Origin of the sequence: Caballeronia catudaia (genome assembly GCF_001544755.2) — a bacterium.
Taxonomy (GTDB): Bacteria; Pseudomonadota; Gammaproteobacteria; order Burkholderiales; family Burkholderiaceae; genus Caballeronia; species Caballeronia catudaia.
Genome location: NZ_FCOF02000055.1, coordinates 13971 through 37265, shown reverse-complemented (window position 1 = coordinate 37265; position 23295 = coordinate 13971). Strand labels below are relative to the sequence as shown.

Here is a 23295-nt window from a genome sequence, read left to right as displayed (position 1 = left end):
ATCGATGACGGTTTTGTGCTGACGTGCCAGTGTCATCCGCTGAGCGAGCGCGTCGTCGTGAGTTTCGACGAGCGCTAAAGCCGCCGCATCCCATAGCGCGCGTATCGCAACGATGCGCGCGAACCCGAAGCATCCCAAACAGTTCAAGCGGGAAGCCGCTGGCAATGCAAGCATTGCACGGCTTCCTCGCGGTCGATCATCCATCACATCGAGACTTTCATGACTGAAGCCTTCATCTGCGACGCGATTCGAACGCCCATCGGCCGCTACGGCGGTGTTTTCAAGGATGTCCGCGCGGACGATCTCGGCGCTGTGCCCATCACCGCGCTCATGAAGCGCAACGCATCGGTGGATTGGGCTCAGATCGATGACGTGCTCTACGGCTGCGCGAATCAGGCGGGCGAAGACAACCGCAACGTCGCGCGCATGTCGGGCCTGCTGGCGGGCTTGCCTATCGACGTTCCCGGTTCGACGATCAACCGTCTCTGCGGCTCGGGCATGGACGCGGTCGGCAGCGCTGCGCGCGCGATCAAGTCCGGCGATGGTGCGCTCTTTATCGCGGGCGGCGTCGAAAGCATGACGCGCGCGCCGTTCGTGATGGGCAAGGCGTCGAGCGCCTTCTCGCGCTCGGCCGATATCTTCGATACGACCATCGGCTGGCGTTTCATCAATCCGCTGATGAAGAAGCAGTATGGCGTCGATTCGATGCCCGAGACGGCAGAGAACGTGGCAATCGACTTCGGCATCTCGCGCGATGCGCAGGATCGTTTCGCGCTGCGTAGCCAGCAACGGGCGGCACGCGCACAGGCCGACGGCACGTTTGCGCAAGAGATCGTCGCCGTGAATGTGCCGCAGAAGAAGGGCGAAACGATCGCCATCGATCGTGACGAGCATCCGCGCGAAACCTCGCTCGAAACGCTCGCGAAGCTGAAGGGTGTGGTGCGTCCCGATGGCAGCGTGACGGCCGGCAACGCATCGGGCGTGAACGATGGCGCATGCGCGCTCATCATCGCGAACGAAGAGGCGGCGAAGCGCAATGGACTCACGCCGCGTGCGCGCATCATCGGCATGGCAACGGCGGGCGTCGCGCCGCGCATCATGGGCATTGGCCCTGCGCCCGCGACGACGAAGCTTCTGGCACGCACGGGTCTCACGCTCGACCAGTTCGACGTGATCGAACTCAACGAAGCCTTCGCATCGCAAGGCATCGCGGTGCTGCGTCAGTTGGGGCTCGCCGAAGACGATCCGCGCGTGAATCCGAACGGCGGCGCCATTGCGCTCGGCCATCCGCTCGGCGCATCGGGTGCGCGTCTCGTCACGACCGCAATGTACGAGCTCGAGCGCCGCAATGGCCGCTATGCGTTGTGCACGATGTGCATCGGCGTGGGGCAGGGCATTGCAATCGCGATCGAGCGCATCTGAGGACCACGAAACATGGTCCAAGCCATTCAAGCATCGGACATCGTCGGCGTGAGCGGTGCGCTCGAAAGCATCGTGACGTCCAAGTGCGTTCTCGCGACCAACACGTCATCCATTTCGATCACGGCGATTGACGACGCATACTCGGCCGCGGTCGGCGCCTTGTCGAAAGCAGGCTATGCCGTGGTGCCGATGAAGGACGTCGCCGGCATGGCCGTGATGCGCACGGTCGCGATGCTCGTCAACGAGGCGGCGGACGCGGTGCATCAGGGCGTTTGCACGAGCGCCGATCTCGATCTCGCGATGGGGGGGCAAAGTTTTCATTGAAGCTTTCGCGTCATCATTTTTCAGGCATTCATGCAGGAGACAACCGTGGTCCAATCCATTGCACAGCAGACTGAACTGGAGCCGATCGAACGCGCGAGCCGCGACGAGCTTCAGGCATTGCAACTCGATCGCCTCAAATGGTCGCTGCGTCACGCTTATGAAAACGTGCCGCACTATCGCCGCGCATTCGATGCGGCAGGCGTGCATCCCGACGACCTGCGCGAGCTCTCCGACCTCGCGCGCTTTCCGACCACGTCGAAGACGGATCTGCGCGACAACTATCCCTTCGGGCTCTTCGCGGTGCCGCGCGATCAGGTCGTGCGCGTGCATGCATCGAGCGGCACGACAGGCAAGCCGACGGTCGTCGGCTATACGGCGAAGGACATCGACACGTGGGCGAATGTGACCGCACGCTCGATCCGCGCCGCGGGAGGCCGCAAAGGCGACACGCTGCATAACGCATTCGGTTATGGCCTTTTCACGGGCGGCCTCGGCATTCATTACGGCGCGGAACGTCTCGGCTGCATGGTCGTGCCGATGTCGGGCGGCCAGACGGAAAAGCAGGTGCAACTCATCCGCGACTTCGAGCCGAAGATCATTCTCGTCACGCCTTCGTACATGCTGAATCTGATCGACGAGATGACGCGTCAGGGCATGGACCCGGCGAACACGTCGCTTAAGATCGGCATCTTCGGCGCCGAGCCGTGGAGCCAGGGCTTGCGCAGCGAAATCGAAACCCGCGCGGGCATTCAGGCGCTCGACATCTATGGGCTCTCGGAGATCATGGGGCCGGGCGTCGCGTGTGAATGTATCGAAACGAAGGACGGTCCGACGATCTGGGAAGATCATTTCTATCCCGAGATCATCGATCCGATAACAGGCGAAGTGCTTCCCGAAGGCAGCACGGGCGAGCTCGTCTTCACGTCGCTCACGAAAGAAGCGATGCCGATGATCCGCTATCGCACGCGCGATCTGACATCGCTCCTGCCGCCGAGCGCGCGCTCGATGCGCCGTCTCGCGAAGATCACGGGCCGCTCGGACGACATGCTCATCATTCGCGGCGTCAACGTATTCCCGAGCCAGATCGAGGAACTGATTCTCGCGATTCCGCGTTTGAGCGGCCAGTATCAGTTGTGCGTGTCGCGCGAGGGACATATGGATTCGCTGTCGGTTTCCGTCGAAGCGCGCGCCGAAATCTGCGCAACGTTGAGCGATGGCGATCGCGCCGGACTCTCGCGCGAGCTTCAGCAACGCGTGAAGACGATCGTCGGTGTATCGACGCAAGTGCGCGTGGTCGATTCCGGCGACCTGCCGACGACCGCGACGGGCAAGGCAAAGCGCGTCGTCGATCTTCGTCCCGCGACCGTTTAAACGACCTCGAAGTCAAGCGCTCCGCGTTCCGCGGAGCGCAACATCATTCCCACCAAATGGAGCGCGTGTTCCACTTCCGGTCCTGCTCTTTCTCGGAAGCTGGCGCGCGACGCTCATCATCGCGATCTCGATACCGCTGTCGATGCTCACGTCGATCGTCGCGCTTTCGGCGATCGGGCAGACGATCAACATCATGACGCTCGGCGGGCTCGCGCTCGCGCTCGGCATTCTCGTGGACGATGCGCTGTTGCGATCGAGAACATCAGCCAGAACCTCGAGCAGGGCAAGGAACTGGAGCAGGCGATTCTCGAAGCGCCCAGCCGTTTCTGGTCGCTCGGGCCGCAGCTCGCGTTCACGGCGCTCGATTTCGGCGGCCGCGCGGCGGCCCGCAACGCCGCTCGCGCTGCGTACGACGAGAGCGTCGCGGATTACCGGTAAACGGTGCTGACGGCTTTCGGGCAGGTCGAGGACAACCTGAACGCGCTCGAGGTGCTGCGCCGCGAAAGCGAAGCCCAGCGCCAGGCGGTCAATGCTGCGCAACGCGCGCTCGGCAAGGTGAGCAATCGCTATGAGAACGGCGCGATCACATACTTGAGCGTGGTGGTGACGCAGGCCATCGTACTGTCGGACCAGCGCACGGCGGTGCACATCGAACGCCGGCGCATGGCGGCAAGCGTCGCGCTCGTGAAGGCGTTGGGCGGCGGATGGAGCACGGCGGCGTTGCCGAGCACAGAGGAAGTGTCGCGGCGAGATTGAATCTTGCGCGATGCATGCAAAATTCCATCGCGCATGATGCATGCAAAATGCCGCGCCCCAGATGCCGGCGTTACACGAAGAGAAAGACGCCGCATGCGATCAGCGCCGCGCTCCAGATCCAGTCGACGTTGATCCAGCCGCTGCGCAGAAAGCCGAGGCCGCCGCGCTCGTGCACGGACATCGCGAACATGGAGATGACGGCGATCACCGCGAGCATCGCGCCCGTGTGCACCGTCAGCGCGAGCGCGCTGGCCTCGAAAGCGCCCGCCGCCACGTTGCCCGTGCACAACGGCAAAAGCGTCGGCACGAGCATGAGCCCGGCGCCGTGCGCGCTCGACATCACGAAGGACCACAACGCGAGCCCGGCCAGCCCGGTGCGCATGCCGACGGTCGGACGCCCGCGATGCCCGCGCCACGCGCGCCACACGCCCCAGCCGATCAGCAGCACGCCGCACGCGCGCGCCAGCGTGTCGTGGCCGGCGACGGCGCCGAGGGTGAGCGCGCCCGCCAGCACGAGCGCGACCGATACCGCGTGACCGAGCGCGATCGGCACGAGCGAGACGAGCGCGACGCGACGGCTTTGCGCGTAAAGGCCGAGCGCGACGGCGAATAGCCATCCCATCGCGGGATTGAGACCGTGGAACGCGCCGAGGCCCGCGGCGGTGAGAAGCAGCGCGGGCGAGGCCGGCTCCATCAGGGATAGCAATACGAATCCGACGAGCAATCGCCGCCTTGCAGCCGGATCTGATGCGGCCGCTGTCCCTTCGGCCAGTCGATGAAAAACTTGTCATCGACGGCGAGGCCGCCGTTGGGATCGGCGTCGAGCTTGACCATCCAGCCTTCGATGCCTTCCGGATAAAACTGTGCATCGACCGCGCCGTAGAGCGAGTTCGTGAAGTAGACGCGGCGGCCGTCGCGGCTCACTTCGACCATCTGCGGCCCGCCGTTCAGCGCGCCGTTGCCTTTGCCGCTGCTTTTACCATTCGCGGCGCCCGGATGCGTGGCCTTCGCGACCACACCGCCGATGCGCACCTTGCCCGTCAGCTTTGGCGCGAAGGGATCGGAGACGTCGTATTGAAGCATGTCGCCCGTGCCCCAGCACGACACGTAGAGGAAGCGGTCGTCCATCGACAGATCGATGTCCGAGACGAGCGGCGGCACCGCTCCGAAGCCTTGCAAAAGCGGTGGAAGCAAGGACGCATCGGCGGGCTCGGCGGGAATGTCGATGATCTTCTTCACCGCCCATTTGTCCTTGTCGCGATACCAGGTCCAGATCGAGGACGACAGATCCTTCAGGCTGATCACGCAGTTGACGAAGCCGTACGCCTTGGTCGGATCATGCGCGGGGCGCAGTTCGAACACGAGCTGATACTCGTCGCCGAAGTCGATCTCCTGAATGTGCTTGCGCTTCGTGAAGTCCCAGAAATGCAGCTTGCGCCCGTACTTCGCGCCGAGCAGCAGTTCGGGCACGAGACCGTCCTCGAAAGTGTCGGGCGTGCCCCATTCGCTCGTGACCATCGTGTCGTAGCCCAGATGCCACCAGCCGTCGTACGCGAGCTGTTGCGGTCCGCGATCCACTTCCCAGCGGCCGAGCGGATCAAAGCTCTGCTGATCGAGCATCAGCACCCCGCCGGGCGCTTTGCCTTCGGCGTTGCCGAGCGCGGTGACATAGATGCCGCCCGGCCCGCAATGCACGGTATGCGGGCGCGTATAGCCGGTTTTTTCCGCGAGCTCTTCCGGCTCGATCGTCTTCACGATGACGGGCTGCTTCGGATCGGGCTTCGTGTCGAGGATATGAATGCGCGACGAGCGCAGCCCCGGCACGATGAGATAGCGCCGCTCCATGTGCGGATGCGGCGCGTTGGGGCACAGGCACGACGAGCACGCGTTCCAGCCGAAGTGATGGAGCTCGTCGCCGGTATCGGGCATCGCGATTTCGCCGACGATCTTCGTATAGTCCGCCGATGCGGGATCGACATCCACGACGGCGATCCTGTCCGGCGACTTGCGCTCGGGATCGAACGTCGCGACGTAGGCCAGTGTTTCGCGCGGCGCCTTTGCGGCGAGCCGCGGGGAAGGATAGAAGCTCGGATCGGGTTTCCACGTCGCCATGCTGCGTCTCCCAGTTGATTCACGTGATTGCAAGGCACACATACGAAGCACACGTGCAATGCACTATAGGACACAAGGGCGCGGCATGCTTTCGCCTGTTTCGTGGATAGCTTTCGCGCGAGCCGCGCTTTTTCCGGAGGGAAAACTGGGCCTAAAATAGAGGCATCGCCCCTTGACCTACAGTGGAGGTTGCAATGGCCGAGCCGATGATCAGCCTGATGGCCGGAATCGTCCTGGTGCTATGCGTCGCGGTGGTTCTAGTGATGCATCACCGACACCCGCATATCCATATTCCGAAGGCGCGCTGGCTGGATAGCCATCCGCCGCGCGACTGGCGGCACAGGCACTGAGCGTGCAGTCCGACGTGAATTAAACGCATGCGGCGCCGGCATCGACCGGCGCATTCTTTTTCGCGCGGCGTGTTGTGCCGCTGCTTACGCGAACTCGCCCGCTATCCGCGTCGTGGCCCCTTCATCGCCTCGGCTTCCATCGCGGCGTGCCATTCCTCGCTGTTCTCGATCGGGTCCATGCCTTCGTCGATGAACGCCGACGCGCGCTCCGACGCGGAGCGCGCCTCCTCCTCGGTGTCGTCGTCGGCGGGGGCGTCCTCGTCGGCGGGCGGCTCCAGCATGTCGTGGAGCATCGCCTCCAGTTCGGGCGTGTCCCACGGCTCGCCGCGCTGATTCTTCTTCTTGATGAAATGCCTCACTTCGGCATCCTGCTCGGGTGTCAGCGGAAGGCCGCGGAAGGTGCGGTTGGCGTCGAAGTCACTCATGTTCGCTCCTTGCGCGCATAGCACCGTCAGTGTAACGCCGTTCGTCTGCGTGTAAAAACGCGTCATGTCTGGCCGAGCGGCGGCAGACGTCTTTCGATCGGCGTTGCTTTCACGATGGCCGTGCTCGTCGCGGCGCGCTCGGTGACGCGCGAAAGAATGTCGTCGAGATGCCCGATCGAGCGCAGCCAGAGGCGGCATACGAAGCAGTCGTCGCCCGTGACCTTGTCGCATTCGACGAACTCGGGAATGCGCCGGATCGCTTCCTCGACGAGATGCAACTGACCGGGCAGCGGCTGCACGCGCACGATGGCCTGCAGCGTGTATCCGAGCGCGCGCGGATCGATATCGACGGTGAAGCCGCGGATCACGCCTTGCGTTTCGAGCCGCCGCACGCGCTCGGCGGTGCTCGGCGCCGACAGGCCGATGCGCTTCGCGAGCTCGCTGATCGCGATGCGCCCGTCGCTCGCAAGAATGCCGATGAGCTCGCGATCGATCGCGTCGATGTCCGTGTAGTGCGGGGCGTTCGGGTGCTTTCCCATGATGGCCTTCGATTCAAAGGTCGAAAGATGTATGCGCCTCATTTTAGGCATGGTTTCGGGCGCGGCGCATCGATAGACTGGATTGCATCGAAACTTGCATGGCGGAGAAAAAATGACGACCGAGAGAATCGACGCGCGGATGAGCGGCGCCTCGAACGCGAATGAGCTGCGCCGCGGCGCGATCGAAATGTCGCTCGCGATGCTGATGTCGGGCACGATCGGCTGGCTCGTCGTGTCGTCCGGGCAAACACCGTGGAACGTGGTGTTCTTTCGCTGCGTGTTCGGCGCAGCGACGCTCGTCGCCGTGTGTGCGGCGCTGGGCTTTCTGAAGAAGCGCTATTTCTCGTGGCGCATGATCGGGCTCGTCGCGCTCGGCAGCGTGGCGATCGTCGGCAACTGGCTGCTGCTGTTCGCCGCGTACTCGCGCGCGTCGATCTCGATGGCGACGACCGTCTACAACACGCAGCCGTTCATGCTCGTCGCGCTGGGCGCGATCGTGCTGCGCGAGCGCGTGTCGTCATCGACGCTCGCATGGCTCGGCATCGCCTTCATCGGGCTCGTGATGGTGGTGCGCGTCGAACCGGCCGTGCTCGCGATGCCGGGGCAGTATCTCGAAGGCATCGCGTATGCGCTCGGCGCGGCCTTGCTGTACGCGATCTCTTCGATCGTCACGAAGCGCTTGCAGGGCACGCCGCCGCATCTGATCGCGATGCTGCATGTGCTCTTCGGCATCGTGATGCTCGCGCCGTTCGCGCGGTTCGGAGAGACACCCGCATCGTTCGCGCAATGGTCGGATCTCGTCGTGCTGGGCGTCGTGAATACGGGGCTCATGTACGTGCTGCTGTACGGTGCGATCCAGAAGCTGCCGACGGCGACGACGGGCGCGCTGTCGTTCATCTATCCGGTGGCGGCGATCGTGGCCGACTGGCTCGCATTCGGGCAGCGGCTCGCGTGGCCGCAAGTGGCCGGCGCGGTGCTCATTCTGCTCGCGGCGGCGGGGGTGAATCTGAAGTGGCGGATCGTGCCGAGGCGGGCAGGCCGCTGAGCCTGCGGGCTCGTCACGCCGCGCGCGGCAGATCGCGCAGCGCCTCGGGATGCGCGACGGCCACGCGCAACAGCGTCTGAGCGGCGCCCGTTGGATTGCGGCGGCCTTGCTCCCAGTCCTGGAACGTGCGGATCGAAACGCCGAGCAACGCGGCGAACTCCGACTGAGAGACGCCGACCTTGGCGCGCGCCAGTGCGGCGACTGTCGGCTCGACGTGAGTCGTGCGCGCCGCGCGCCCCTTTTTCATGTCGCGCACCGATTCGAGGAGATCGGCCTGAAACTTCTCGAGTTCCTTTTCCATGTTGAATTGCCTCACGAAGCTGGTGGAGGAAAGCCGTTGGCAGGTTATCGAACTTGGCTTTCGAGTACGCGATCAAGAGCCCTATTTCGCCGTCGTCGAGAACGTTGTAGTAGATGACCCGCGCGCCGCCACGCTTTCCTTTGCCGGGCGCGTTGAAAAACCGCAGTTTCGATGATCGTGTACATCGAATGATTATACGGCATTGCCGTATAGCGAACAGTATCACGACCCTCATCGACCTTGTGGATCGACTCCTCGCCAAGCCGACCTCGTATAAACTATCGCCCCTTGCCGACACCATCGAAATCCCCGCCATGTGGTTCAAGAATCTCCAGCCTCATCGTCTTCCCGCTCACTGGTCCGTCACGCCGCATCAAATGGAGCAATGGCTCGCGCCGCTCGCGTTCAGCGCGGCGTCGAGCATCGAGAACGAACGGCGCGGCTGGGTCTCGCCGCGCGGCGACGGCGAGCTCGTCTACACGGCGAACCGGCAGATGCTGATCGTCTATCGTGCGGAGAAAAAGCTCTTGCCTTCATCGGTCGTCACGCAGTTCGTGAAGGAGCGTGCCGCCGAGCTCGAAGAGCAGCAGGGCTTCAAACCCGGCCGAAAGCAGATGAAAGAGCTCAAGGAGCAAATCACCGATGAGCTCATGCCGCGCGCCTTCAGCATCCGTCGCGACACGCGCGTGTGGATCGATCCGGTGAACGGCTGGCTCGCGATCGATTCCGCATCGGCGACGCTGTGCGACGACATCATCGGCCTGCTCGTGAAGTCGGTCACCGATTTGCCGCTCGCGAGCGTGCGCACCGCGCGCTCGCCCGTCTCCGCGATGACCGAATGGCTGCTTTCAGGCGACGCGCCCGCGGGCTTCACGCTCGATCGCGACACCGAACTGCGCTCGACGGGCGAGGGCAATGCGACGGTCCGTTACGTCGGCCACGCGCTCGAAACGGAAGACATGCGCCGCCACATCGAAGCGGGCAAGCAGTGCATGCGTCTCGCGATGACCTGGAACGACCGCGTGTCGTACGTGTTGACGCCGTCGCTCACGCTCAAGCGCGTAAGCCCGCTCGACGTCATCAAGGACGCAGCCGACCCCACCGCCGCGAACGACGACGAGCGCTTCGAATCCGATTTCATCCTGATGACGGGCGAGCTCGCGCGCATGTTCTCGCATCTGACCGACGCACTGGGCGGCGAAGAGGATCTGCGTGCGGCGGCGTAAGTAGCGCCTTATGCCGAAGCCGGCGTGGAAGCGAACGCGTAATTGTTCTTGCCGTTGCGCTTGACGGTGTACATCGTCTCGTCGGCGGCGGCGACGAGACGCCAGTAATCGTGGCAGCGATCCGGAAAGCTCGCGATGCCGATGCTCGCGCGCACGATCGACAGCCCCATCTGCGCATCCGTTTCGGCGACGCACGTGATGATCCGTTGCGCGATCGCTGCTAGCTCGCTATCGCTCGAAAACTCGCGCACGAGCAGCGCGAATTCATCGCCGCCGATTCGCGCCACCATATCGCCGCCGCGCACCGTCTGACGGAAACGCCTCGATACCGCGATCAGAAATTCGTCGCCGATGCGGTGACCGTGCGTGTCGTTGACGCGCTTGAAGCCGTCCAGATCGATATACAGCACCGCGATGCGCGCCGAGCCGCGCGCGCCGTCCGTGAGCGCGTTCGCCGCTTCCTCCAGCGCCGCGAAGAGCTTGCGGCGGTTGGGCATGCCCGTCATCGGATCGTGCAGCGACGCCTGCTCGAACTCGTTCGATATGCCGAGAAGCTGCCGGTTGCGTTTCGCATACATGCCGAGCGCGGTGATGAGCACGCCGAACACGGTCGCCGACAGCGCGATCAGCGTATGCGACACGCTCAGGATGCGCTCGCGCACGTCGGCGCTCGTGCGATCGCGCTCGATGCGCCACCAGCCGTAGGTGGAATCGAGCGCGGCGCTCGCTTCGCCCAGCGCGGCCGAGGGCGATAGCACGGCCGAGGGCACCGACGGCGCGGACATCGGGCTCGACGCCACCAGCGCATGCAGCGCGGCCAGCCGGCCGGCCAGTTCGATGCGCGCCTCGCGATACGCGGCCTGATGGTGCGTATCGTCGGCGGGAAGATTCTGCAAGGAGAGCGCGGCCGCGCGCGCGGTATCGGCGCGTTCGACCGCTTCGAGCACGAGCCCGACGTACTCCTGCTGCAATTGCGCGGAAAAGATCGCGCGGACCTGGAACGCCAGAAAGAGCAGGCCGATCAGCAGGCCCAGCAACGCGGCGCCCGCGAGCGGTGCGGGGCCGGGCACGCGCACGCGCCCGAGCGCGCGCCGCACACGGCTCGCCAGCGTCCCTTCAGGGGCGTGAATACTCCTCGCGCTGACGGTTCGGAACATTATGTCGATAGCTCACTCGATGGAAAAACGCACCCATGCGGGCGAAGAGCCCGCCTTCGGGCTTCGCGCGCGCCTCATGCCTGCGCGGCTGCGCGGACGGATTGGCGCGATTCGACGCGCTCTGTTGCGTCGACGCATTGCCGCGGCGCTGCACGGCGGCGCTCCGCACCGGCGGGGCATATGACGGGTCGTCGGCCTGCTGAAGGTGCGCCTGCGCGGAAGCCGTCGCGAGCGCGGCGGCGCTTGAGACATCCGAGGCATCGGCGAGCGTGGGTTCGTCGGCGGCGTCGGCGGTCGGCGGGTTATCGGCGAGCATGGCGGTCTCGACGGGTGCCGGACCGCCGGTCGCCACGTAAGGACGCGTGTAGCCGGGCGCCGTCGTGGTCAAGGGCGCTTCCACCATGCCCGACGACTCCGTGCGCGCGGCGATGACCGGCTGGTCGATGCCGAGCGTTTTGCGCGCGCTCGCCATCGCTTCGGCGTAGACGCGCTGGTCGTGGTTGAACCACATGCTGTACGCGACGGTGCCGAGCACGCCGATGCCGAGCGCCGTCGCGGACGCCATCCACAGCGCGAGGCGCCCGAAGCGCAGCGGCGAGCGCGAAGGGCCGGCGTCGTCATCGTAATCGATTGCAGGCTCCGGCATGTTGAGGACAGTAGGGTCGTTCGCGGGACTCGCACGGTCCGCGACGCTCTCTTCGGGCAGCTTTGCTTGGTGAGGCATGACAGCGCTCTCCATTACGTATTCGTCACACGGCGCGTCGGACGCGGGACCGCGCGCACGCAGCGGTGCGCCGGGTCCGCTTCAACCGATGGCGCGACTACAGCGCGTCCCATCATATGAACATTGAAACGCGATGCGGCTTGTCGGATTAACAGCCGGTGCCGGTTCAGCTCGCGCTGCCCGGCCGAATTTTGCCAAACAATGTAACTCGCACCACATGCCGCGACAATCCGGGGTGGCGAGGTGATGCAGAAACGAACGCGCGAATCTTTCGCGGATGCCTCGCCATAGCCTTTGCAACGCGTGCTTCCCGCATCGCGATGCGCAATTGCGGCGCACTACACCAGCATTATTCGTTCCCGCCCCGATTTGATGAACCGTGCATGCATCATTCTTCAGAGGAACTTGTCCCGCGTATGTGAGATGGGGCACATACGGATCGCACAGAACGCAAGAGCGCGAGCCGGAGACGTTCGGCGCGATGTCGGCCGATGCGCTCAGTGGCGTTTCGACAACACGACGAGCGCGATGCCGCCGAGTACCGCGATCGAGCTCGCGACGAGCCGCGCGCTGAGCGCCTCGCCGAGCAGCAGCACGCCGCCGGCCGCCGTGATGACGGGCACGCTCAGTTGTACGGTCGCGGCAGTGGCGGGCTTCAGCCCCTTCAAGGCGGCATACCAGATGACATACCCGAGGCCGGACGTCAGCGCGCCCGACGCGGCGGCGTAAGCAAAGCCGGCGACATCGAAGCGTGCATGCGCGTGCGCGACTGCCGCCACCGCTATCGCAAAAGGCAGCGCGCGCATGAAATTGCCCGCCGTCGCGGCGACCGGATCGGCCTGGCCGCGTCCGCGCAGCGAATAGACGCCCCAGCCGACGCCCGCCGCGATCATCAGCGCCGACGACACCGGATCGGGCGCGGCGAGCCCCGGCAGCACGAGCCACACCAGCCCGGCGAGCGCCAGGAGCAGGCCGAGCCACTGCATCGCCGCGGGCCGTTCTCCGATCGCGATGCCGTAGCCGATCATCGTCGCCTGCACCGCGCCGAAGAGCAGCAGCGCGCCGGTGCCGGCGGCGAGCCGGACGTAGGCGAAGGAGAACGTGACCGCATAGACGATCAGCGCGAGCGCCGAAGCCCAGCTCCCGCCGCGCCGCGCGCCGTGCGGTTCGTCGCGGCCTGCGCCGCGCACGAGCAGAATGACCCACAGCACGAGCGCCGCGGCCGCGATGCGCACGAGCGTGAAGCTCGCCGCGTCGATCTGCGTGCCCTTGAGCGCCAGACGGCACAACAGCGAGTTGCCGGCGAAGGCGAGCATCGCGACGACGGTCAGCATCGCCATGCGCGCGCCGTGCGAAAGAGGCGTGGATGACGCGGCGGTGGAGTCGGGCTTGGACATCGGCGCAGCGATGGACGAGGGCGCCTCACTGTAGCGCACGCACATCGCGAAAACACGCTGCGCCGCTTCAGTCCGTGGTGAAGGGCTTCGGCGGCGCATCGCCTTCCATGCCGAAGCGCTCGAATTCGGAGATCACCTGCGCGCCGAAGAGCAGCAGCGTCGCGAGCGCTTCGAGGCTGAACAGCACGACGATCGATGTCGTCAGCGAGCCGTACACGACGCTCACCTGCGAGAGCGTCGCGAAGTACCACACGAGCACGTGCCGCGTGATTTCCCAGAGCACGGCGGCCGTCACGCTGCCGAGCAGCGCGAGCCGCAGGGACGGCCTGCCGACCGGCATCACCAGATAGATCGACGTGAGCACGAAGACCTCGCCCGCGACGCCGAGCAGATAGAGCAGGAGCCGCGACGCGCCTTTCAGGGACACCTCGACGCCGAGCAGGTCGATGTTGTTCGCGCCCATCGCCTGCAAGCCGTTCGACACGAGCGTGACGATCAGCATGCCGACGCCAAGAAACAGGATGTAGCAGTAAGGCAGGAGCGCCGAGAGCAGAAAATGCCGGCGGCGGATCGCGACGCGATGCACGAAGATCACCGACATCGCGTTCTCCAGCACGGTGAAGGCGAGCGAGGAGAAGAAGATCATCGTGACGAGCAGGAACCAGCCGAGCACCGCGCGATGCGCGAGAAAGTTCGCCAGTTCGTCCACGATCGCGCGCGCCTGGCCGGGCACGAGCCATTCGAGCAGATGCGTGAGCGTGTCGAGCAAGGCCTGCTGTCCGACGAATTTGGACAGCACGATGACAATCAGGATGAGAAGCGGAACGATCGAGAGCAGCGCGTAGTAAGCAACGGCGCCCGCGAGCAGCAAGCCCTGGTTGGCGCGAAAGGCTTTGAACGTGCGCATCGCGAAGCCGAGCGGATGTCTCACGACGCTTTTCACCTGCGGGCCCAGAACCGGGCCGAGAATCTTCGACATGGCACCTCCGCGGCGCGGGCGCTGCGCATCCTTTCTGGACGAGCAAATTCTGCGCCCATCGGCGCGCGCCGCACGGGAAGCCTGCAAAAAAGGCGCGTCAGCCCGGTCGACGGGCTTCGCTGCGCGCGGCCGCCTGCTGCGCGGCTTCCTCGAACGCGAGGTCGAGAATGATGTCGACTTCGCGCGCGGGCAGGTCGGCAGTGTCGATGTTGCGCAGCCGGCAAAAGAGCGCGAGCGCCTCGGCTGCGGCGGCGAAGGCGTCGTTCAGGTCGCGGGAGTGAAGGCGTCTTTTTCTCATGATGCACATAACGGCAGCCGCACGGCCGGACTTTAATGGCCGAAAAACGCGGGACGTGTTTGTTTCACCTCCGGTTTTTGATGCACTAATCTTGATCGATAACTCGCGCCCGCCGAAGGCACTGGAGGACAACATGGCCGCATCCCACACGACCTCCGCCGCCGACGCCGCACTCGGCGCCGACGCCGAAATCGTCAACGCCGACGAGCGCCTCTACAACCACGATCTCGCTCCCGTGCCGCGCGCGAAGCGCACCTGGAACGGCTACAGCATCTTCGCGATGTGGATGTCGGATGTGCACAGCGTCGGCGGCTATACCTTCGCCGCGAGTCTCTTTCTGCTCGGGATCTCCGGCTGGCAGGTGCTGCTCGCGCTGACCATCGGCATTCTGATCGTGTATGTGCTGATGAACTGGGTCGGCAAGCCGAGCCTCAGACACGGCATTCCGTTTCCGGTGATGGCGCGCGTCTCGATGGGCGTGATGGGCGCGAATATCGCCGCGCTGATTCGCGGCGTGGTCGGCATCGTGTGGTATGGCGTGCAGACGTATTTCGCGTCGAAGGCCGTGGCGACGCTGCTGCTCCTGTTCGTGCCATCGGTCGCGGCGTGGCGCGATACGAGCTTTCTCAGGCTCGACATGCTCGGCTGGGTCAGCTTTCTTTTCATGTGGCTCTTGCAGCTCATCATCTTTCAGCGCGGCATGGAGATCATCCGCAAGTTCATCGATTTTTGCGGGCCGGCCGTGTATGTCGTTATGTTCGTGCTGATGGGCTGGATTCTGTATCGCGCGGGCCTGGGCAGCCTGAACCTCACGCTTTCGGGCAAAGTGCTGTCAGGCGACGAGCAACTGCACGCGATGATCAACGCGACTCTTCTCGTCGTGAGCTATTTCGCCGCGCTGCTGCTGAATTTCGGCGACTTTTCGCGCTTCGCGAAGAGCGAGCGGCAGATGAAGGTCGGCAATTTCCTCGGGCTGCCGTTCAATTTCGTCGCGTTCGCGATCATCACCGTGATCGTCACGGCGGGCAGCGAGAAAGTCTTCGGCACGATGATCATGGACCCGGTCGAGATCGTGTCGCGCATCGAGAACAAGGTGTGGGTGGCGATCGGCAGCATCACGTTCATCATCGCGACGATGGGCATCAATATCGTCGCCAACTTCGTCTCGCCGGCCTACGACATCGCCAATCTCTTTCCGAAGCATGTCGATTTCAAGAAGGGCGGCCTGATCGCGTCGATACTCGCGGTGATCGTGTGCCCGTGGATCTTCGTCGACAGCCCGAAGGCGATCACGATTTTCGTCAGCGTGTTCGGCGCCGTGCTCGCGCCGATGTACGGCGTGATGATGTCCGACTATTACCTCGTGAAGCGCCAGCAGGTAAAGACCGCCGATCTCTACACGATGCAGCCCGGCGGACGCTTCTATTACGACGGCGGCTGGAACAAGGTCGGCCTCGCGGCGTTGATCGTCGCCGGCGTCATTTCGGTCGGCTGGGAGCTCTCGACGCAGATGCTCAAGCTCCTGCCGCCGAACAATCTCGGCTGGCTGATCGGCGCGGCGGCGGGCGCGCTGCTCTACGTGCTGTTCATGCGCATGGCGAACCGCAAGTAGCCCCGCTCACTTGAGCCATTTGCGCACATCCGATTCCCATTCGGGCTGGCCGCAGTTCGGCGGATTTTCCGGGCCGAGCACGGTGATGTAGCCCTTGCCCTTCATGCAGGCCTCGTAGGCGCGCACCTGCGTGCATTGGCCCGGGCCGGCTTTTTTCGCGGCGGCCTTGCATGCGGACATCGAGTTGTCCATGCCGCTGAAGTCGGCGTCGCCGGATTCGTTCCAGGGCGGCGGATTCGCACTCGCCGAAAATTCGACGGGCGTGCTGCACGCGGCAAGCATGAGCGCGGCGGCGGCAGGAAGGCACGAGCGGAAAAGTCGATTCATCTGCTTGAACTCCTTTTTCTTAAGCTTCTATCGGAGGCGCGAAATCCGCCGCCTATTATTCCTTGCCGCCGTTACGCGTGTCGCTTTTTCGTTCGATCCGACGCGCGAACGATGACGTCCTCGCCGACGCGGCCCATCGATGCGTTCGTATCGAACTGATCGCGATTCAGCCGCGCCGCGCGTCCCACGACAGCCACGCCGCCGCGATGCCCATGCCGCCGAACGTCAGCGGGCCGCCCGGCCATGCATGCGTCCTGAAGATCGCGATGCCGAAGCTCGCGATCACGAGCAGCAGGAGCGGCGGCCACGAACGTCCGGTCTCGCGCAACGCAACGGCGGCCGCAGCCGCGCCCACGCTCAACGCAGTCGAGCCGAGCACGGCGAGCAGCGGCAAGGCGAGCGTCGGCGCGCTGCCGACGATGGGATGCGTCCAGATCGTCTCGATCGCCATGCGCCACGCGTTGACGTCGCCGGATGCGCGCGCCGCGCCGACGAAGATCCCGATGACGACGCCGGCCGCCGTATCGAACGCGATGTAGCTCGTCGCGAACACGAAGAGGGCGATGCGGCAGACCATCGGCGCGATGCCGGGCAGCCCGCGCACGAGCGCAGCAATGGCGATGGCCGCGAGCGCGAAGAGCGGAATCTGCGCGTAATGCACGGCGAGCCATACATTGACGTCGAGCTGCATCAACTCGCGCGGATGCGGATGGAATAGTTCGACGACGGCGAGCGCGAAGAGGGCAGCGGGGATCATCACGATATCCGCCGCGGCGGGCCACGCACGATGAAGCGAAGCGCTCATGACGCCTCCGTCGAGTGCGTCTTTCAATACCGGTCTACAGATGCGCCCGCAGCCAGTGCCACGCGAGCGGGCCGCAGATCACGGTCCACGTCATCGCCGCGATAACGAGCGCGATGGTCACCGCCGCGCTGCCGCAGTCTTTCGCGCGTCCGGAGAGTTCGTGGCGTTCGAGCGAGATGCGGTCGATCGCCGCCTCGATGCTCGAGTTGATCAGTTCGACGAGCAGCACCAGCAGCACCGACCCGGCAAGCATTACGCGTTCCGCCGCGCTCACATGAACGCATGCGGCGACGGGCAACAGCACCGCCGCGATGCACACTTCCTGACGAAACGCGCTTTCCTCGCGCCATGTCGCGACGAGGCCCGCCCATGAATGGCGCAGCGCGAAGACGCCGCGCAGGAGGCCGCGGCGTTTGGCGTGCGTATCGCTCGGAGACGCCCGCGAGGGACTCGAAGTTGACCGGTTCATGTCGACCATGTTACCGCTCCGGCCGACGCGCAAAGCATGCTTCCGGTCGAAAACGTTTGCCGGTCGGAAGAACACGTAAAGCGTGCAAATGGCCTTGTCACGCCGATCGGCGCGCCTTCATACTGGCACGCAAACGATGCGGCACGAGCGTTCGCATCGCGCGCTCGCGCACATCGACAAATACAAAGAGATTCCGGGGAATTCACATGAAGTCACGTTTTACCGCCGTTCATCTGCGTCCTGTCGAGCTTGCCGATCCGCATCTCGCGCATCTTTACATGGAGTGCGTCGATGCCGAATCGCGTCTGTCGGGCGCGAGCAAGCTCGCGGCGGCGGCCGTCTACGAAGCGCGCGAAAAAGTGCTCGCGGACTTGTGGGCGCGTCTCGATGCGCTCGATCCCGGGCTTGGCCGCGAACTGAAGCTGGCGGTGCGCGACTGGCACGACATCGCGGTGAAGCTGCGCGGCGGCGAGTGAAATGAGACGCGCGAGCAGCCGAACGAGACGCTGCGACATTCGCGCGCGAGGCCGTCGCCACTAAGCTTTCTCCAACGACGCAACGAGAGCGCACCGCGCTCGACGGACTTCAGGGAGAAGGGCAATGAACGGCAACAATGGTACGAATAATCGCGCGCCGATGCCGGTGGCATTCATCGGCATCGCCGTCGGATTGCTCGCGTTCGCGGGCGCATGGCGCGCGGCGGCGCATGCGTGGGCGATTCCCGATGCCGCGCCCACGTTGCTCACGGCGGTGGCGCTCGTCGTGTGGCTCGCGGTGCTCGCTGCGTACGGACGCAAGTGGCTCGTCGAGCGGGATGCTGCGATCGAAGAAATGCGTCATCCGGTGCAGTCGTCGTTCGCGGCGCTCGCACCCGTTTCGACGATGCTCGCCGCGCAAGCCGTGCAAGCGTATTCGCGCGAACTCGCCATCGCACTCTTCGCAATCGGCGCGGCGAGTTCGCTCGCGCTCGGCGCCTACCTTCATGGACGCTTCTGGCAGGGCGGGCGCAAGCCCGAACTCACCACACCCGCCGTCTATTTGCCGACGGTCGCGCCGAGCTTCGTCGCGGGCACGGCGGCGGCCGGTCTCGGCTTCACGCAACTCGGCATGCTGTTCTTCGGTGCGGGCGTGTTTTCGTGGCTCGCGATCGAATCGGTCGTGCTGCATCGCGCGGCCGTGCACGAGCCGCTGCCCGACGCGCTGCGCCCGAGTCTCGGGATTCAACTCGCGCCGCCGGTCGTCGGAGGCGTGTCGTATCTCGCGATCACGCACGGCGTGCCGGACACGTTCGCTTACATGCTGCTCGGCTATGGCCTCTATCAGGCGATGATGCTTGCGCGCCTTGTGCCGTGGATTCGTCAGCGTGCGTTCACGCCTTCGTACTGGGCCTTCAGCTTCGGCGCAGCCGCGTTGCCGACGATGGCGATCCGGATGCTCGAGCGCGGCGCAACGGGGCCGATGGAATGGATCGCGCCGGTGGCGTTCGTCGTCGCCAATGTGGTGATCGGGGGTTTGATCGTGGGGACGGTGAGGGCGATGGTGCGCGGCAATCTGCTGAACGTCACGATGGTCGCGCGATCAGCAACGGCATCGCGTTGAATCACAGGCTCAAAACCTCTCCCGCCCGCAACGCCCGCAAACGAACACCCGGCAACGCGGCGCGCAATTGCTCCAGAATCTGCGCGCCGTGCGGCGGTTTCAAATGCGAGATCAGCAACTCCGCCTTCAATTCGATGCCACGCAAATCGTCCGCGATGAGCCGCGGGCAATAGTGATGCGCTGCGTGCGCCGTCGCGATCTGCGCATCGGGAAACGCCGTCTCGACGATCACATGTCGTAACCCCGGCAACGCGCACACCACAGCCCAGAATTCCGGATTCGTCGTGGTATCGCCGCTGAAAGCGAGGCACGCAGCGCCGCTCGAAACCGCGAAGCCCATCGACGGCACCGCATGCCGCGCCGGCAATGCCGTCACGGTGCGCCCGTTCAGCGTGAAACACTCCCCGACCTCCAGCGCTTCGAAGCGCACGCCCGGCGCCTCGGGCGATGGAATGCGCGTGAAGTCCGGCCAGATCAGGTTGTTGAAGATATGCGCCTGCAGGATACCGAACGTCGAGCGGCTCGCGTGAACGGTCAGCGGCGCGCCGCGCGCATCGCCGACGGCATCGATCATCAGCGGCAGATACGCAATGTGATCGAGATGCGAATGCGTGAGAAACACATGATCGATGCGTGCCAACGCGTCATCGTCGAGCACGGCGACGCCCGTGCCGGCATCGATGAGAATGTCGTCATCGACGAGCAGCGCGGTCGTGCCGCCCGGATCGCCCACGGCATCCGTGCCGCTGCCGATGGCGCCGCTACAGCCCAGTACCCGAACGTTCATGATGGCCCGCCCGACGAGCTCACTTGACATCGAATGCGCTCACGCAGTCCCAGTCCTCGGGAAGCTCGACGCCATGCAGCGCGTCGATACGCTTGCGGTAAAGCGCGTACACCTGCCGCTCAGGATACTGCGCCGCGAGCGTCGCGAGTAGCGTTTCCGACTCGCTCCACTCGCGCGCGCGATAGTGCGCGAGCGCCGCGTGCCAGCGCGCGAGCGCATCGGCATGTTCGTGCGGCGGCTGCGGCTCGAACACGGCGATCGGCGCGACGCGTCCCTTCACGCGCACGCGGTCGATTTCACGGAACACGATATCCGGCACCTGCTCGCGCGTCGCCTCGCCGACGATGATGTCGATATCGAAATGCCGCGTCAGTCCTTCGAGCCGCGCCGCGACATTCACCGCATCGCCCATCACGGTGTACGCCTTGCGCACGGACGAGCCCATGTCGCCGACCGTCATCGGCCCGGTATTGATGCCGATGCCGATCCACAAGGTCGGCCAGCCGCGCGCCATGAGCGTGCGGTTCAGATCGACGAGCGCCGCGCGCATGCCGAGCGCCGCCGCGACCGCATGGCGCGCGTGATCCGGATCGTCGACGGGCGCGCCCCAGAAACCCATGATCGCATCGCCGATGTACTTGTCGAGCGTGCCGCGATGCGCGCGGATCACCTCGGTCATCGTGCCGAGATACTCGTTCATCAGGCGCGCGAGCGCCTCCGGTTCCAGCGTTTCGGCGATCGCCGTGAAGCCGAGCACGTCGCAGAACAGAACCGTGAGTTCGGCGCGGCGGCCCGCCATGCTGTAGTCCTCCGGACTGCGGCTCATCTCCTCGACGAGCTCGGGCGGCACGTATTGCCCGAAAAGCGCGGCGAAATGGCGCTTCGCACGCGCCTCGACAAAATAACCGTACGACATGTTCAGCACGTAAAGCGCGAGCACGGCGAGCAGCAGCGACGCCACCGGAATCGCCCAGCCGAGCCGCGCGAACGCGTACAAATCAGCCCCGACGATCGCGGCGAACAGGATCGCGCCGAAGAGCGTCGCACGGGCGGGCGCGTGCCACGGCCATAGGAAGATCATCGCGAGACCGGCGGCGGCGAGCGCGAGCGCCTGCAGCGCCGCAGCGAAGGGCGGCCTGAAGCGGATCGTGCCGTCGAGCATGCCGCCGATCAGATTCGCGTTGACTTCGACGCCCGGATACACCTCGCCGACGGGCGTCGTGCGCTGATCCATCAATCCCGGCGCCGTCGTGCCGATGAGCACGATCCTGCCCGCGAGCGCGCCCGCCGGAATGCGTCGCGCGAGCACATCGGCGACGGAGTAGTACGGGAAGCTGCCCGCCGCGCCACGATACGGCACGAGCGCCGCGCCGTTTTCATCGACGGGAATCACGCGTGTGCCGCGCGGCGTCGTTAGCGCGAGGCCGGATAGCGGGGCGGCGGGATCGTCGAAGCGTGGCGTGACGGCGGCGTCGCCGAAGAGGGCGCGGATCACTTCGAGCGAGAGCGCGCCGTACACGCCTTCGCGGTGAGCGGTGACGAGCGGCACGCGGCGCACGGAACCGTCGAAATCGATCACCGGATTGAAGTAGCCCGCGCGTCGCGCCGCCTTTTGCAGCACGGGCAGGTTGCCGCCGTAGCTCGTCCAGTCGAAGAGCGTGAAAGGATGCGTGCCGAACGCGCGCTCGTTCATGACAGGCGCACCGATCGCGCCGCTCGATGCATCCTGATTCGAAAAGTAATAGCCGAGCACGACGGGATGGCCCGCCAGCGCATCGGCGAAGCGCCGGTCGTAGTCGAGGCGCGGCGCGAGTCCTTCGAGCGCGCGGCGGTAAGCGGCGTTATCGGCGAGGGCGCCGCGCGCGAGTTCGTCGAGCACGGCGAGACCCGAGCTCGCGTCGGGTTCCGCGAACACCATATCGAAGCCGAGCACCGCGACATGCTCGCGCGCAAACAGCGCATTCACCAGCTCCGCCATGCGCGCGCGATCCCACGGCCAGCGGCCGAGTTCGGCGAGGCTTTTCTCGTCGATGTCGAGTATCGCGATGCGCGGGTCCGTCGTGCGCGGCATGAAGAGGCGCACCTTCGCGTCGTAGATCATCGCGTCGAGCGAATCGGCGAAACGGAGGTCGTAGCGCCCGAGCGCGTGCCCCGCGAGCGCGACGACGATCGCGAGCCCCAGCGCCCAGCGCAACCCCGAGCGCTTCAGCACGAACGCGAAGGGCGCGCGCGCGCTCATTGCGCGGCCCGGATCTGTTCGTTCGCGACGACCAGCCGCGCGGCCAGCACGCGGGCGACGAACTTGTGCATGCGCGCGGCGCGCGCGGGAGCAAGCGCCACCGTCACGCGCCCCATTTCCACGCCGGGTGCTTCGTTGCGTGCGCGGATATGCGTGAGGATCGAATACGCGGTGCCGCGCTTCCAGTGCGCGAGCGCGAAAAGCAGCGCGCCCGTCCTGACCGAGGACGCCGCGATCAACATGAGGACGGTGGTGAGCACGGCGGCGAGCGTGTCGAGACAGAAGGACGCGGCGGCTTCCCGGACACGCGACGCGCCGGCATCGTGCGCGGCGTGCGGGCGGTTCGTGCCGCGGCTCGTGTGCGCGCGCATCGCGGCTTGCCGCTAACGGCACGCCGCCGACGGCAGCACCGGCGTCACGCGCGAGGCCGGCAGCACGCGAAACGGCAGCCGCGTACTGATGACGATCGCGCCTTCGCCCGCGCGCACGATCTGCCTGTCGACCTGATTGATGACGACGATCTGCCCGTCGTAGACGACGATCTGATCGCCCTTGCAATCCGCGTTGCCGCCGGGCTCCAGGTTCGCGCAGTCGGTCACGGAATATTCGGTGCCACGTATGCCGATGGTCGACGTCGGCGTCTTCACGCGATAGTTCTCGGGCTTGCCTTCTTTTGCGACGAGCCCGTCCACCGCGCGCAGCCCGCCCTTCACGAGCGACAGAAAACTGCGGTCTTCCTGCGGCGCGCTCGCCGCATAGTGAAAGTCGTCGACGCGAAACACCGAGCCCGGCTTGAGATACACGCGCTGCTTGTCCGTGAAGATCATCACGATTTCGGAGCCGACGCCCGTCTGCACGGTGTCGCCGTTGTCGATGCCGCCGCCCACCGCCGCCACGCGCTGCGCGCCGCCCGCCGACTGGATCGCGACATTGCCGACGAGCGCGGTGATCGTCGCGACGGGCTCGGCGCGCGCCGCATGCGCGGTCATCGCGAAGAGGAAGAGCAGCAGGAGGGATCGGGCGCGCATCAT

Annotated in this window: 26 protein-coding genes and 2 pseudogenes; 11 read left to right on the top strand and 17 right to left on the bottom strand. The window is 65.3% G+C overall.

The window, feature by feature from the left end:
- Nucleotides 1-219 precede the first annotated feature (219 nt).
- The 4 genes and pseudogenes from pcaF to AWB75_RS32200 form a co-directional block, all read left to right on the top strand.
- Nucleotides 220-1422 (top strand): 3-oxoadipyl-CoA thiolase, encoded by a 1203-nt coding sequence (pcaF, locus tag AWB75_RS32215; RefSeq protein WP_061128042.1) that lies wholly within the window; start codon nt 220-222, stop codon nt 1420-1422.
- A 129-nt stretch (nt 1423-1551) separates the two neighbouring features.
- A pseudogene (locus tag AWB75_RS36770) lies at nt 1552-1725 on the top strand (3-hydroxyacyl-CoA dehydrogenase); the annotation flags it as partial.
- 51 nt (nt 1726-1776) lie between these two features.
- Nucleotides 1777-3117, top strand: a complete 1341-nt coding sequence (gene paaK, locus AWB75_RS32205) for a phenylacetate--CoA ligase PaaK (protein ID WP_061128040.1) — start codon at nt 1777-1779, stop codon at nt 3115-3117.
- 73 nt (nt 3118-3190) lie between these two features.
- Nucleotides 3191-3873 (top strand): annotated as a pseudogene (locus AWB75_RS32200) (efflux RND transporter permease subunit); the annotation flags it as partial.
- A gap of 70 nt (nt 3874-3943) precedes the next feature.
- Here the strand turns inward: AWB75_RS32200 and AWB75_RS32195 are convergent.
- The gene (locus AWB75_RS32195; RefSeq protein ID WP_061128039.1) at nt 3944-4567 is read right to left on the bottom strand and encodes a hypothetical protein; all 624 of its coding nucleotides are present in this window, start codon (nt 4565-4567) and stop codon (nt 3944-3946) included.
- Nucleotides 4567-5985, bottom strand: a complete 1419-nt coding sequence (locus AWB75_RS32190; RefSeq protein ID WP_061128038.1) for a selenium-binding family protein — start codon at nt 5983-5985, stop codon at nt 4567-4569. Before AWB75_RS32190 ends, AWB75_RS32195 begins: the two co-directional genes overlap by 1 nt.
- A gap of 194 nt (nt 5986-6179) precedes the next feature.
- On the opposite strand from AWB75_RS32190, the gene AWB75_RS38270 reads away from it, so the two are divergent.
- The gene (locus AWB75_RS38270; protein ID WP_200823064.1) at nt 6180-6335 is read left to right on the top strand and encodes a hypothetical protein; all 156 of its coding nucleotides are present in this window, start codon (nt 6180-6182) and stop codon (nt 6333-6335) included.
- A gap of 101 nt (nt 6336-6436) precedes the next feature.
- On the opposite strand, the gene AWB75_RS32185 is transcribed toward AWB75_RS38270, so the two are convergent.
- Entirely contained in the window at nt 6437-6760 is a 324-nt protein-coding gene (locus tag AWB75_RS32185; RefSeq protein ID WP_061128055.1) for a hypothetical protein, read from the bottom strand.
- Nucleotides 6761-6822: 62 nt separating this feature from the next.
- Nucleotides 6823-7299 (bottom strand): Lrp/AsnC family transcriptional regulator, encoded by a 477-nt coding sequence (locus AWB75_RS32180; protein WP_061128054.1) that lies wholly within the window; start codon nt 7297-7299, stop codon nt 6823-6825.
- 112 nt (nt 7300-7411) lie between these two features.
- Here AWB75_RS32180 and AWB75_RS32175 point away from each other — a divergent pair, with 112 nt between their 5' ends.
- Nucleotides 7412-8344: a DMT family transporter gene (locus AWB75_RS32175; RefSeq protein WP_061128037.1), complete on the top strand. Its 933-nt coding sequence runs from the start codon at nt 7412-7414 to the stop codon at nt 8342-8344.
- A gap of 13 nt (nt 8345-8357) precedes the next feature.
- Here the strand turns inward: AWB75_RS32175 and AWB75_RS32170 are convergent, their stop codons facing one another.
- On the bottom strand, nt 8358-8645 hold the full coding sequence (locus tag AWB75_RS32170) for a helix-turn-helix domain-containing protein (RefSeq protein WP_061128036.1): 288 nt from the start codon (nt 8643-8645) through the stop codon (nt 8358-8360).
- On the opposite strand from AWB75_RS32170, the gene AWB75_RS37835 reads away from it, so the two are divergent.
- Together AWB75_RS37835 and AWB75_RS32160 are read left to right on the top strand one after the other, a co-directional pair.
- Entirely contained in the window at nt 8644-8820 is a 177-nt protein-coding gene (locus AWB75_RS37835; RefSeq protein WP_159462830.1) for a hypothetical protein, read from the top strand. The genes AWB75_RS32170 and AWB75_RS37835 overlap by 2 nt on opposite strands.
- Before the next feature lie 139 nt (nt 8821-8959).
- Entirely contained in the window at nt 8960-9871 is a 912-nt protein-coding gene (locus AWB75_RS32160) for a recombination-associated protein RdgC (RefSeq protein ID WP_061128035.1), read from the top strand.
- A gap of 8 nt (nt 9872-9879) precedes the next feature.
- On the opposite strand, the gene AWB75_RS32155 is transcribed toward AWB75_RS32160, so the two are convergent.
- The 5 genes from AWB75_RS32155 to AWB75_RS37430 all read right to left on the bottom strand — a co-directional run bounded on the left by AWB75_RS32155 (nt 9880) and on the right by AWB75_RS37430 (nt 14561).
- Nucleotides 9880-10947, bottom strand: a complete 1068-nt coding sequence (locus tag AWB75_RS32155; protein ID WP_061128052.1) for a GGDEF domain-containing protein — start codon at nt 10945-10947, stop codon at nt 9880-9882.
- A gap of 40 nt (nt 10948-10987) precedes the next feature.
- A complete protein-coding gene (locus AWB75_RS32150; protein ID WP_061128053.1) occupies nt 10988-11752 on the bottom strand; it encodes a hypothetical protein in 765 nt (254 codons plus the stop codon).
- 497 nt (nt 11753-12249) lie between these two features.
- On the bottom strand, nt 12250-13149 hold the full coding sequence (locus AWB75_RS32145) for a DMT family transporter (RefSeq protein WP_061128051.1): 900 nt from the start codon (nt 13147-13149) through the stop codon (nt 12250-12252).
- A 67-nt stretch (nt 13150-13216) separates the two neighbouring features.
- Nucleotides 13217-14128, bottom strand: a complete 912-nt coding sequence (locus AWB75_RS32140; RefSeq protein WP_061128034.1) for a YihY/virulence factor BrkB family protein — start codon at nt 14126-14128, stop codon at nt 13217-13219.
- Between the two features lie 97 nt (nt 14129-14225).
- On the bottom strand, nt 14226-14561 hold the full coding sequence (locus tag AWB75_RS37430) for a hypothetical protein (RefSeq protein ID WP_143746579.1): 336 nt from the start codon (nt 14559-14561) through the stop codon (nt 14226-14228).
- On the opposite strand from AWB75_RS37430, the gene AWB75_RS32130 reads away from it, so the two are divergent.
- Nucleotides 14560-16038 carry an NCS1 family nucleobase:cation symporter-1 gene (locus AWB75_RS32130; RefSeq protein ID WP_061128050.1) on the top strand — a complete coding sequence of 493 codons (1479 nt, stop codon included), beginning with the start codon at nt 14560-14562 and terminating at the stop codon, nt 16036-16038. The genes AWB75_RS37430 and AWB75_RS32130 overlap by 2 nt on opposite strands.
- A gap of 6 nt (nt 16039-16044) precedes the next feature.
- Here AWB75_RS32130 and AWB75_RS32125 read toward each other — a convergent pair whose 3' ends face one another.
- From AWB75_RS32125 to AWB75_RS32115, 3 genes are all read right to left on the bottom strand, one after another.
- Entirely contained in the window at nt 16045-16365 is a 321-nt protein-coding gene (locus AWB75_RS32125; RefSeq protein ID WP_061128032.1) for a hypothetical protein, read from the bottom strand.
- A 166-nt stretch (nt 16366-16531) separates the two neighbouring features.
- Complete coding sequence (locus AWB75_RS32120) at nt 16532-17170, bottom strand: hypothetical protein (RefSeq protein WP_061128031.1); 639 nt, start codon at nt 17168-17170, stop codon at nt 16532-16534.
- Nucleotides 17171-17204: 34 nt separating this feature from the next.
- Entirely contained in the window at nt 17205-17648 is a 444-nt protein-coding gene (locus tag AWB75_RS32115; protein WP_407642188.1) for a diacylglycerol kinase, read from the bottom strand.
- Between the two features lie 197 nt (nt 17649-17845).
- On the opposite strand from AWB75_RS32115, the gene AWB75_RS32110 reads away from it, so the two are divergent.
- Nucleotides 17846-18115 (top strand): hypothetical protein, encoded by a 270-nt coding sequence (locus AWB75_RS32110; RefSeq protein WP_061128030.1) that lies wholly within the window; start codon nt 17846-17848, stop codon nt 18113-18115.
- 124 nt (nt 18116-18239) lie between these two features.
- Nucleotides 18240-19238 (top strand): dicarboxylate transporter/tellurite-resistance protein TehA, encoded by a 999-nt coding sequence (tehA, locus tag AWB75_RS32105; protein ID WP_061128029.1) that lies wholly within the window; start codon nt 18240-18242, stop codon nt 19236-19238.
- A gap of 1 nt (nt 19239) precedes the next feature.
- Here tehA and AWB75_RS32100 read toward each other — a convergent pair whose 3' ends face one another.
- The 4 genes from AWB75_RS32100 to AWB75_RS32085 are packed head-to-tail and all read right to left on the bottom strand — an operon-like array spanning nt 19240 to nt 23295.
- Nucleotides 19240-20025 (bottom strand): 3',5'-cyclic-nucleotide phosphodiesterase, encoded by a 786-nt coding sequence (locus AWB75_RS32100; protein WP_061128028.1) that lies wholly within the window; start codon nt 20023-20025, stop codon nt 19240-19242.
- Nucleotides 20026-20044: 19 nt separating this feature from the next.
- Complete coding sequence (locus tag AWB75_RS32095) at nt 20045-22264, bottom strand: CHASE2 domain-containing protein (protein WP_061128027.1); 2220 nt, start codon at nt 22262-22264, stop codon at nt 20045-20047.
- Complete coding sequence (locus AWB75_RS32090; RefSeq protein ID WP_061128026.1) at nt 22261-22635, bottom strand: hypothetical protein; 375 nt, start codon at nt 22633-22635, stop codon at nt 22261-22263. The genes AWB75_RS32095 and AWB75_RS32090 overlap by 4 nt, the downstream gene beginning before the upstream one ends.
- A 12-nt stretch (nt 22636-22647) precedes the next feature.
- Complete coding sequence (locus tag AWB75_RS32085; RefSeq protein WP_061128025.1) at nt 22648-23295, bottom strand: FecR family protein; 648 nt, start codon at nt 23293-23295, stop codon at nt 22648-22650.

Coding starts and splice junctions, on each gene's coding strand:
- pcaF (WP_061128042.1), top strand. CDS start 220: ATGACTGAAGCCTTCATCTGCGACGCGATTCGAACGCCCATCGGCCGC.
- paaK (WP_061128040.1), top strand. CDS start 1,777: ATGCAGGAGACAACCGTGGTCCAATCCATTGCACAGCAGACTGAACTG.
- AWB75_RS32195 (WP_061128039.1), bottom strand. CDS start 4,567: ATGGAGCCGGCCTCGCCCGCGCTGCTTCTCACCGCCGCGGGCCTCGGC.
- AWB75_RS32190 (WP_061128038.1), bottom strand. CDS start 5,985: ATGGCGACGTGGAAACCCGATCCGAGCTTCTATCCTTCCCCGCGGCTC.
- AWB75_RS38270 (WP_200823064.1), top strand. CDS start 6,180: ATGGCCGAGCCGATGATCAGCCTGATGGCCGGAATCGTCCTGGTGCTA.
- AWB75_RS32185 (WP_061128055.1), bottom strand. CDS start 6,760: ATGAGTGACTTCGACGCCAACCGCACCTTCCGCGGCCTTCCGCTGACA.
- AWB75_RS32180 (WP_061128054.1), bottom strand. CDS start 7,299: ATGGGAAAGCACCCGAACGCCCCGCACTACACGGACATCGACGCGATC.
- AWB75_RS32175 (WP_061128037.1), top strand. CDS start 7,412: ATGACGACCGAGAGAATCGACGCGCGGATGAGCGGCGCCTCGAACGCG.
- AWB75_RS37835 (WP_159462830.1), top strand. CDS start 8,644: ATGTTGAATTGCCTCACGAAGCTGGTGGAGGAAAGCCGTTGGCAGGTT.
- AWB75_RS32170 (WP_061128036.1), bottom strand. CDS start 8,645: ATGGAAAAGGAACTCGAGAAGTTTCAGGCCGATCTCCTCGAATCGGTG.
- AWB75_RS32160 (WP_061128035.1), top strand. CDS start 8,960: ATGTGGTTCAAGAATCTCCAGCCTCATCGTCTTCCCGCTCACTGGTCC.
- AWB75_RS32150 (WP_061128053.1), bottom strand. CDS start 11,752: ATGCCTCACCAAGCAAAGCTGCCCGAAGAGAGCGTCGCGGACCGTGCG.
- AWB75_RS32145 (WP_061128051.1), bottom strand. CDS start 13,149: ATGTCCAAGCCCGACTCCACCGCCGCGTCATCCACGCCTCTTTCGCAC.
- AWB75_RS32140 (WP_061128034.1), bottom strand. CDS start 14,128: ATGTCGAAGATTCTCGGCCCGGTTCTGGGCCCGCAGGTGAAAAGCGTC.
- AWB75_RS32130 (WP_061128050.1), top strand. CDS start 14,560: ATGGCCGCATCCCACACGACCTCCGCCGCCGACGCCGCACTCGGCGCC.
- AWB75_RS37430 (WP_143746579.1), bottom strand. CDS start 14,561: ATGTTGTCCTCCAGTGCCTTCGGCGGGCGCGAGTTATCGATCAAGATT.
- AWB75_RS32125 (WP_061128032.1), bottom strand. CDS start 16,365: ATGAATCGACTTTTCCGCTCGTGCCTTCCTGCCGCCGCCGCGCTCATG.
- AWB75_RS32120 (WP_061128031.1), bottom strand. CDS start 17,170: ATGAGCGCTTCGCTTCATCGTGCGTGGCCCGCCGCGGCGGATATCGTG.
- AWB75_RS32115 (WP_407642188.1), bottom strand. CDS start 17,648: ATGGTCGACATGAACCGGTCAACTTCGAGTCCCTCGCGGGCGTCTCCG.
- AWB75_RS32110 (WP_061128030.1), top strand. CDS start 17,846: ATGAAGTCACGTTTTACCGCCGTTCATCTGCGTCCTGTCGAGCTTGCC.
- tehA (WP_061128029.1), top strand. CDS start 18,240: ATGAACGGCAACAATGGTACGAATAATCGCGCGCCGATGCCGGTGGCA.
- AWB75_RS32100 (WP_061128028.1), bottom strand. CDS start 20,025: ATGAACGTTCGGGTACTGGGCTGTAGCGGCGCCATCGGCAGCGGCACG.
- AWB75_RS32095 (WP_061128027.1), bottom strand. CDS start 22,264: ATGAGCGCGCGCGCGCCCTTCGCGTTCGTGCTGAAGCGCTCGGGGTTG.
- AWB75_RS32090 (WP_061128026.1), bottom strand. CDS start 22,635: ATGCGCGCGCACACGAGCCGCGGCACGAACCGCCCGCACGCCGCGCAC.
- AWB75_RS32085 (WP_061128025.1), bottom strand. CDS start 23,295: ATGATGCGCGCCCGATCCCTCCTGCTGCTCTTCCTCTTCGCGATGACC.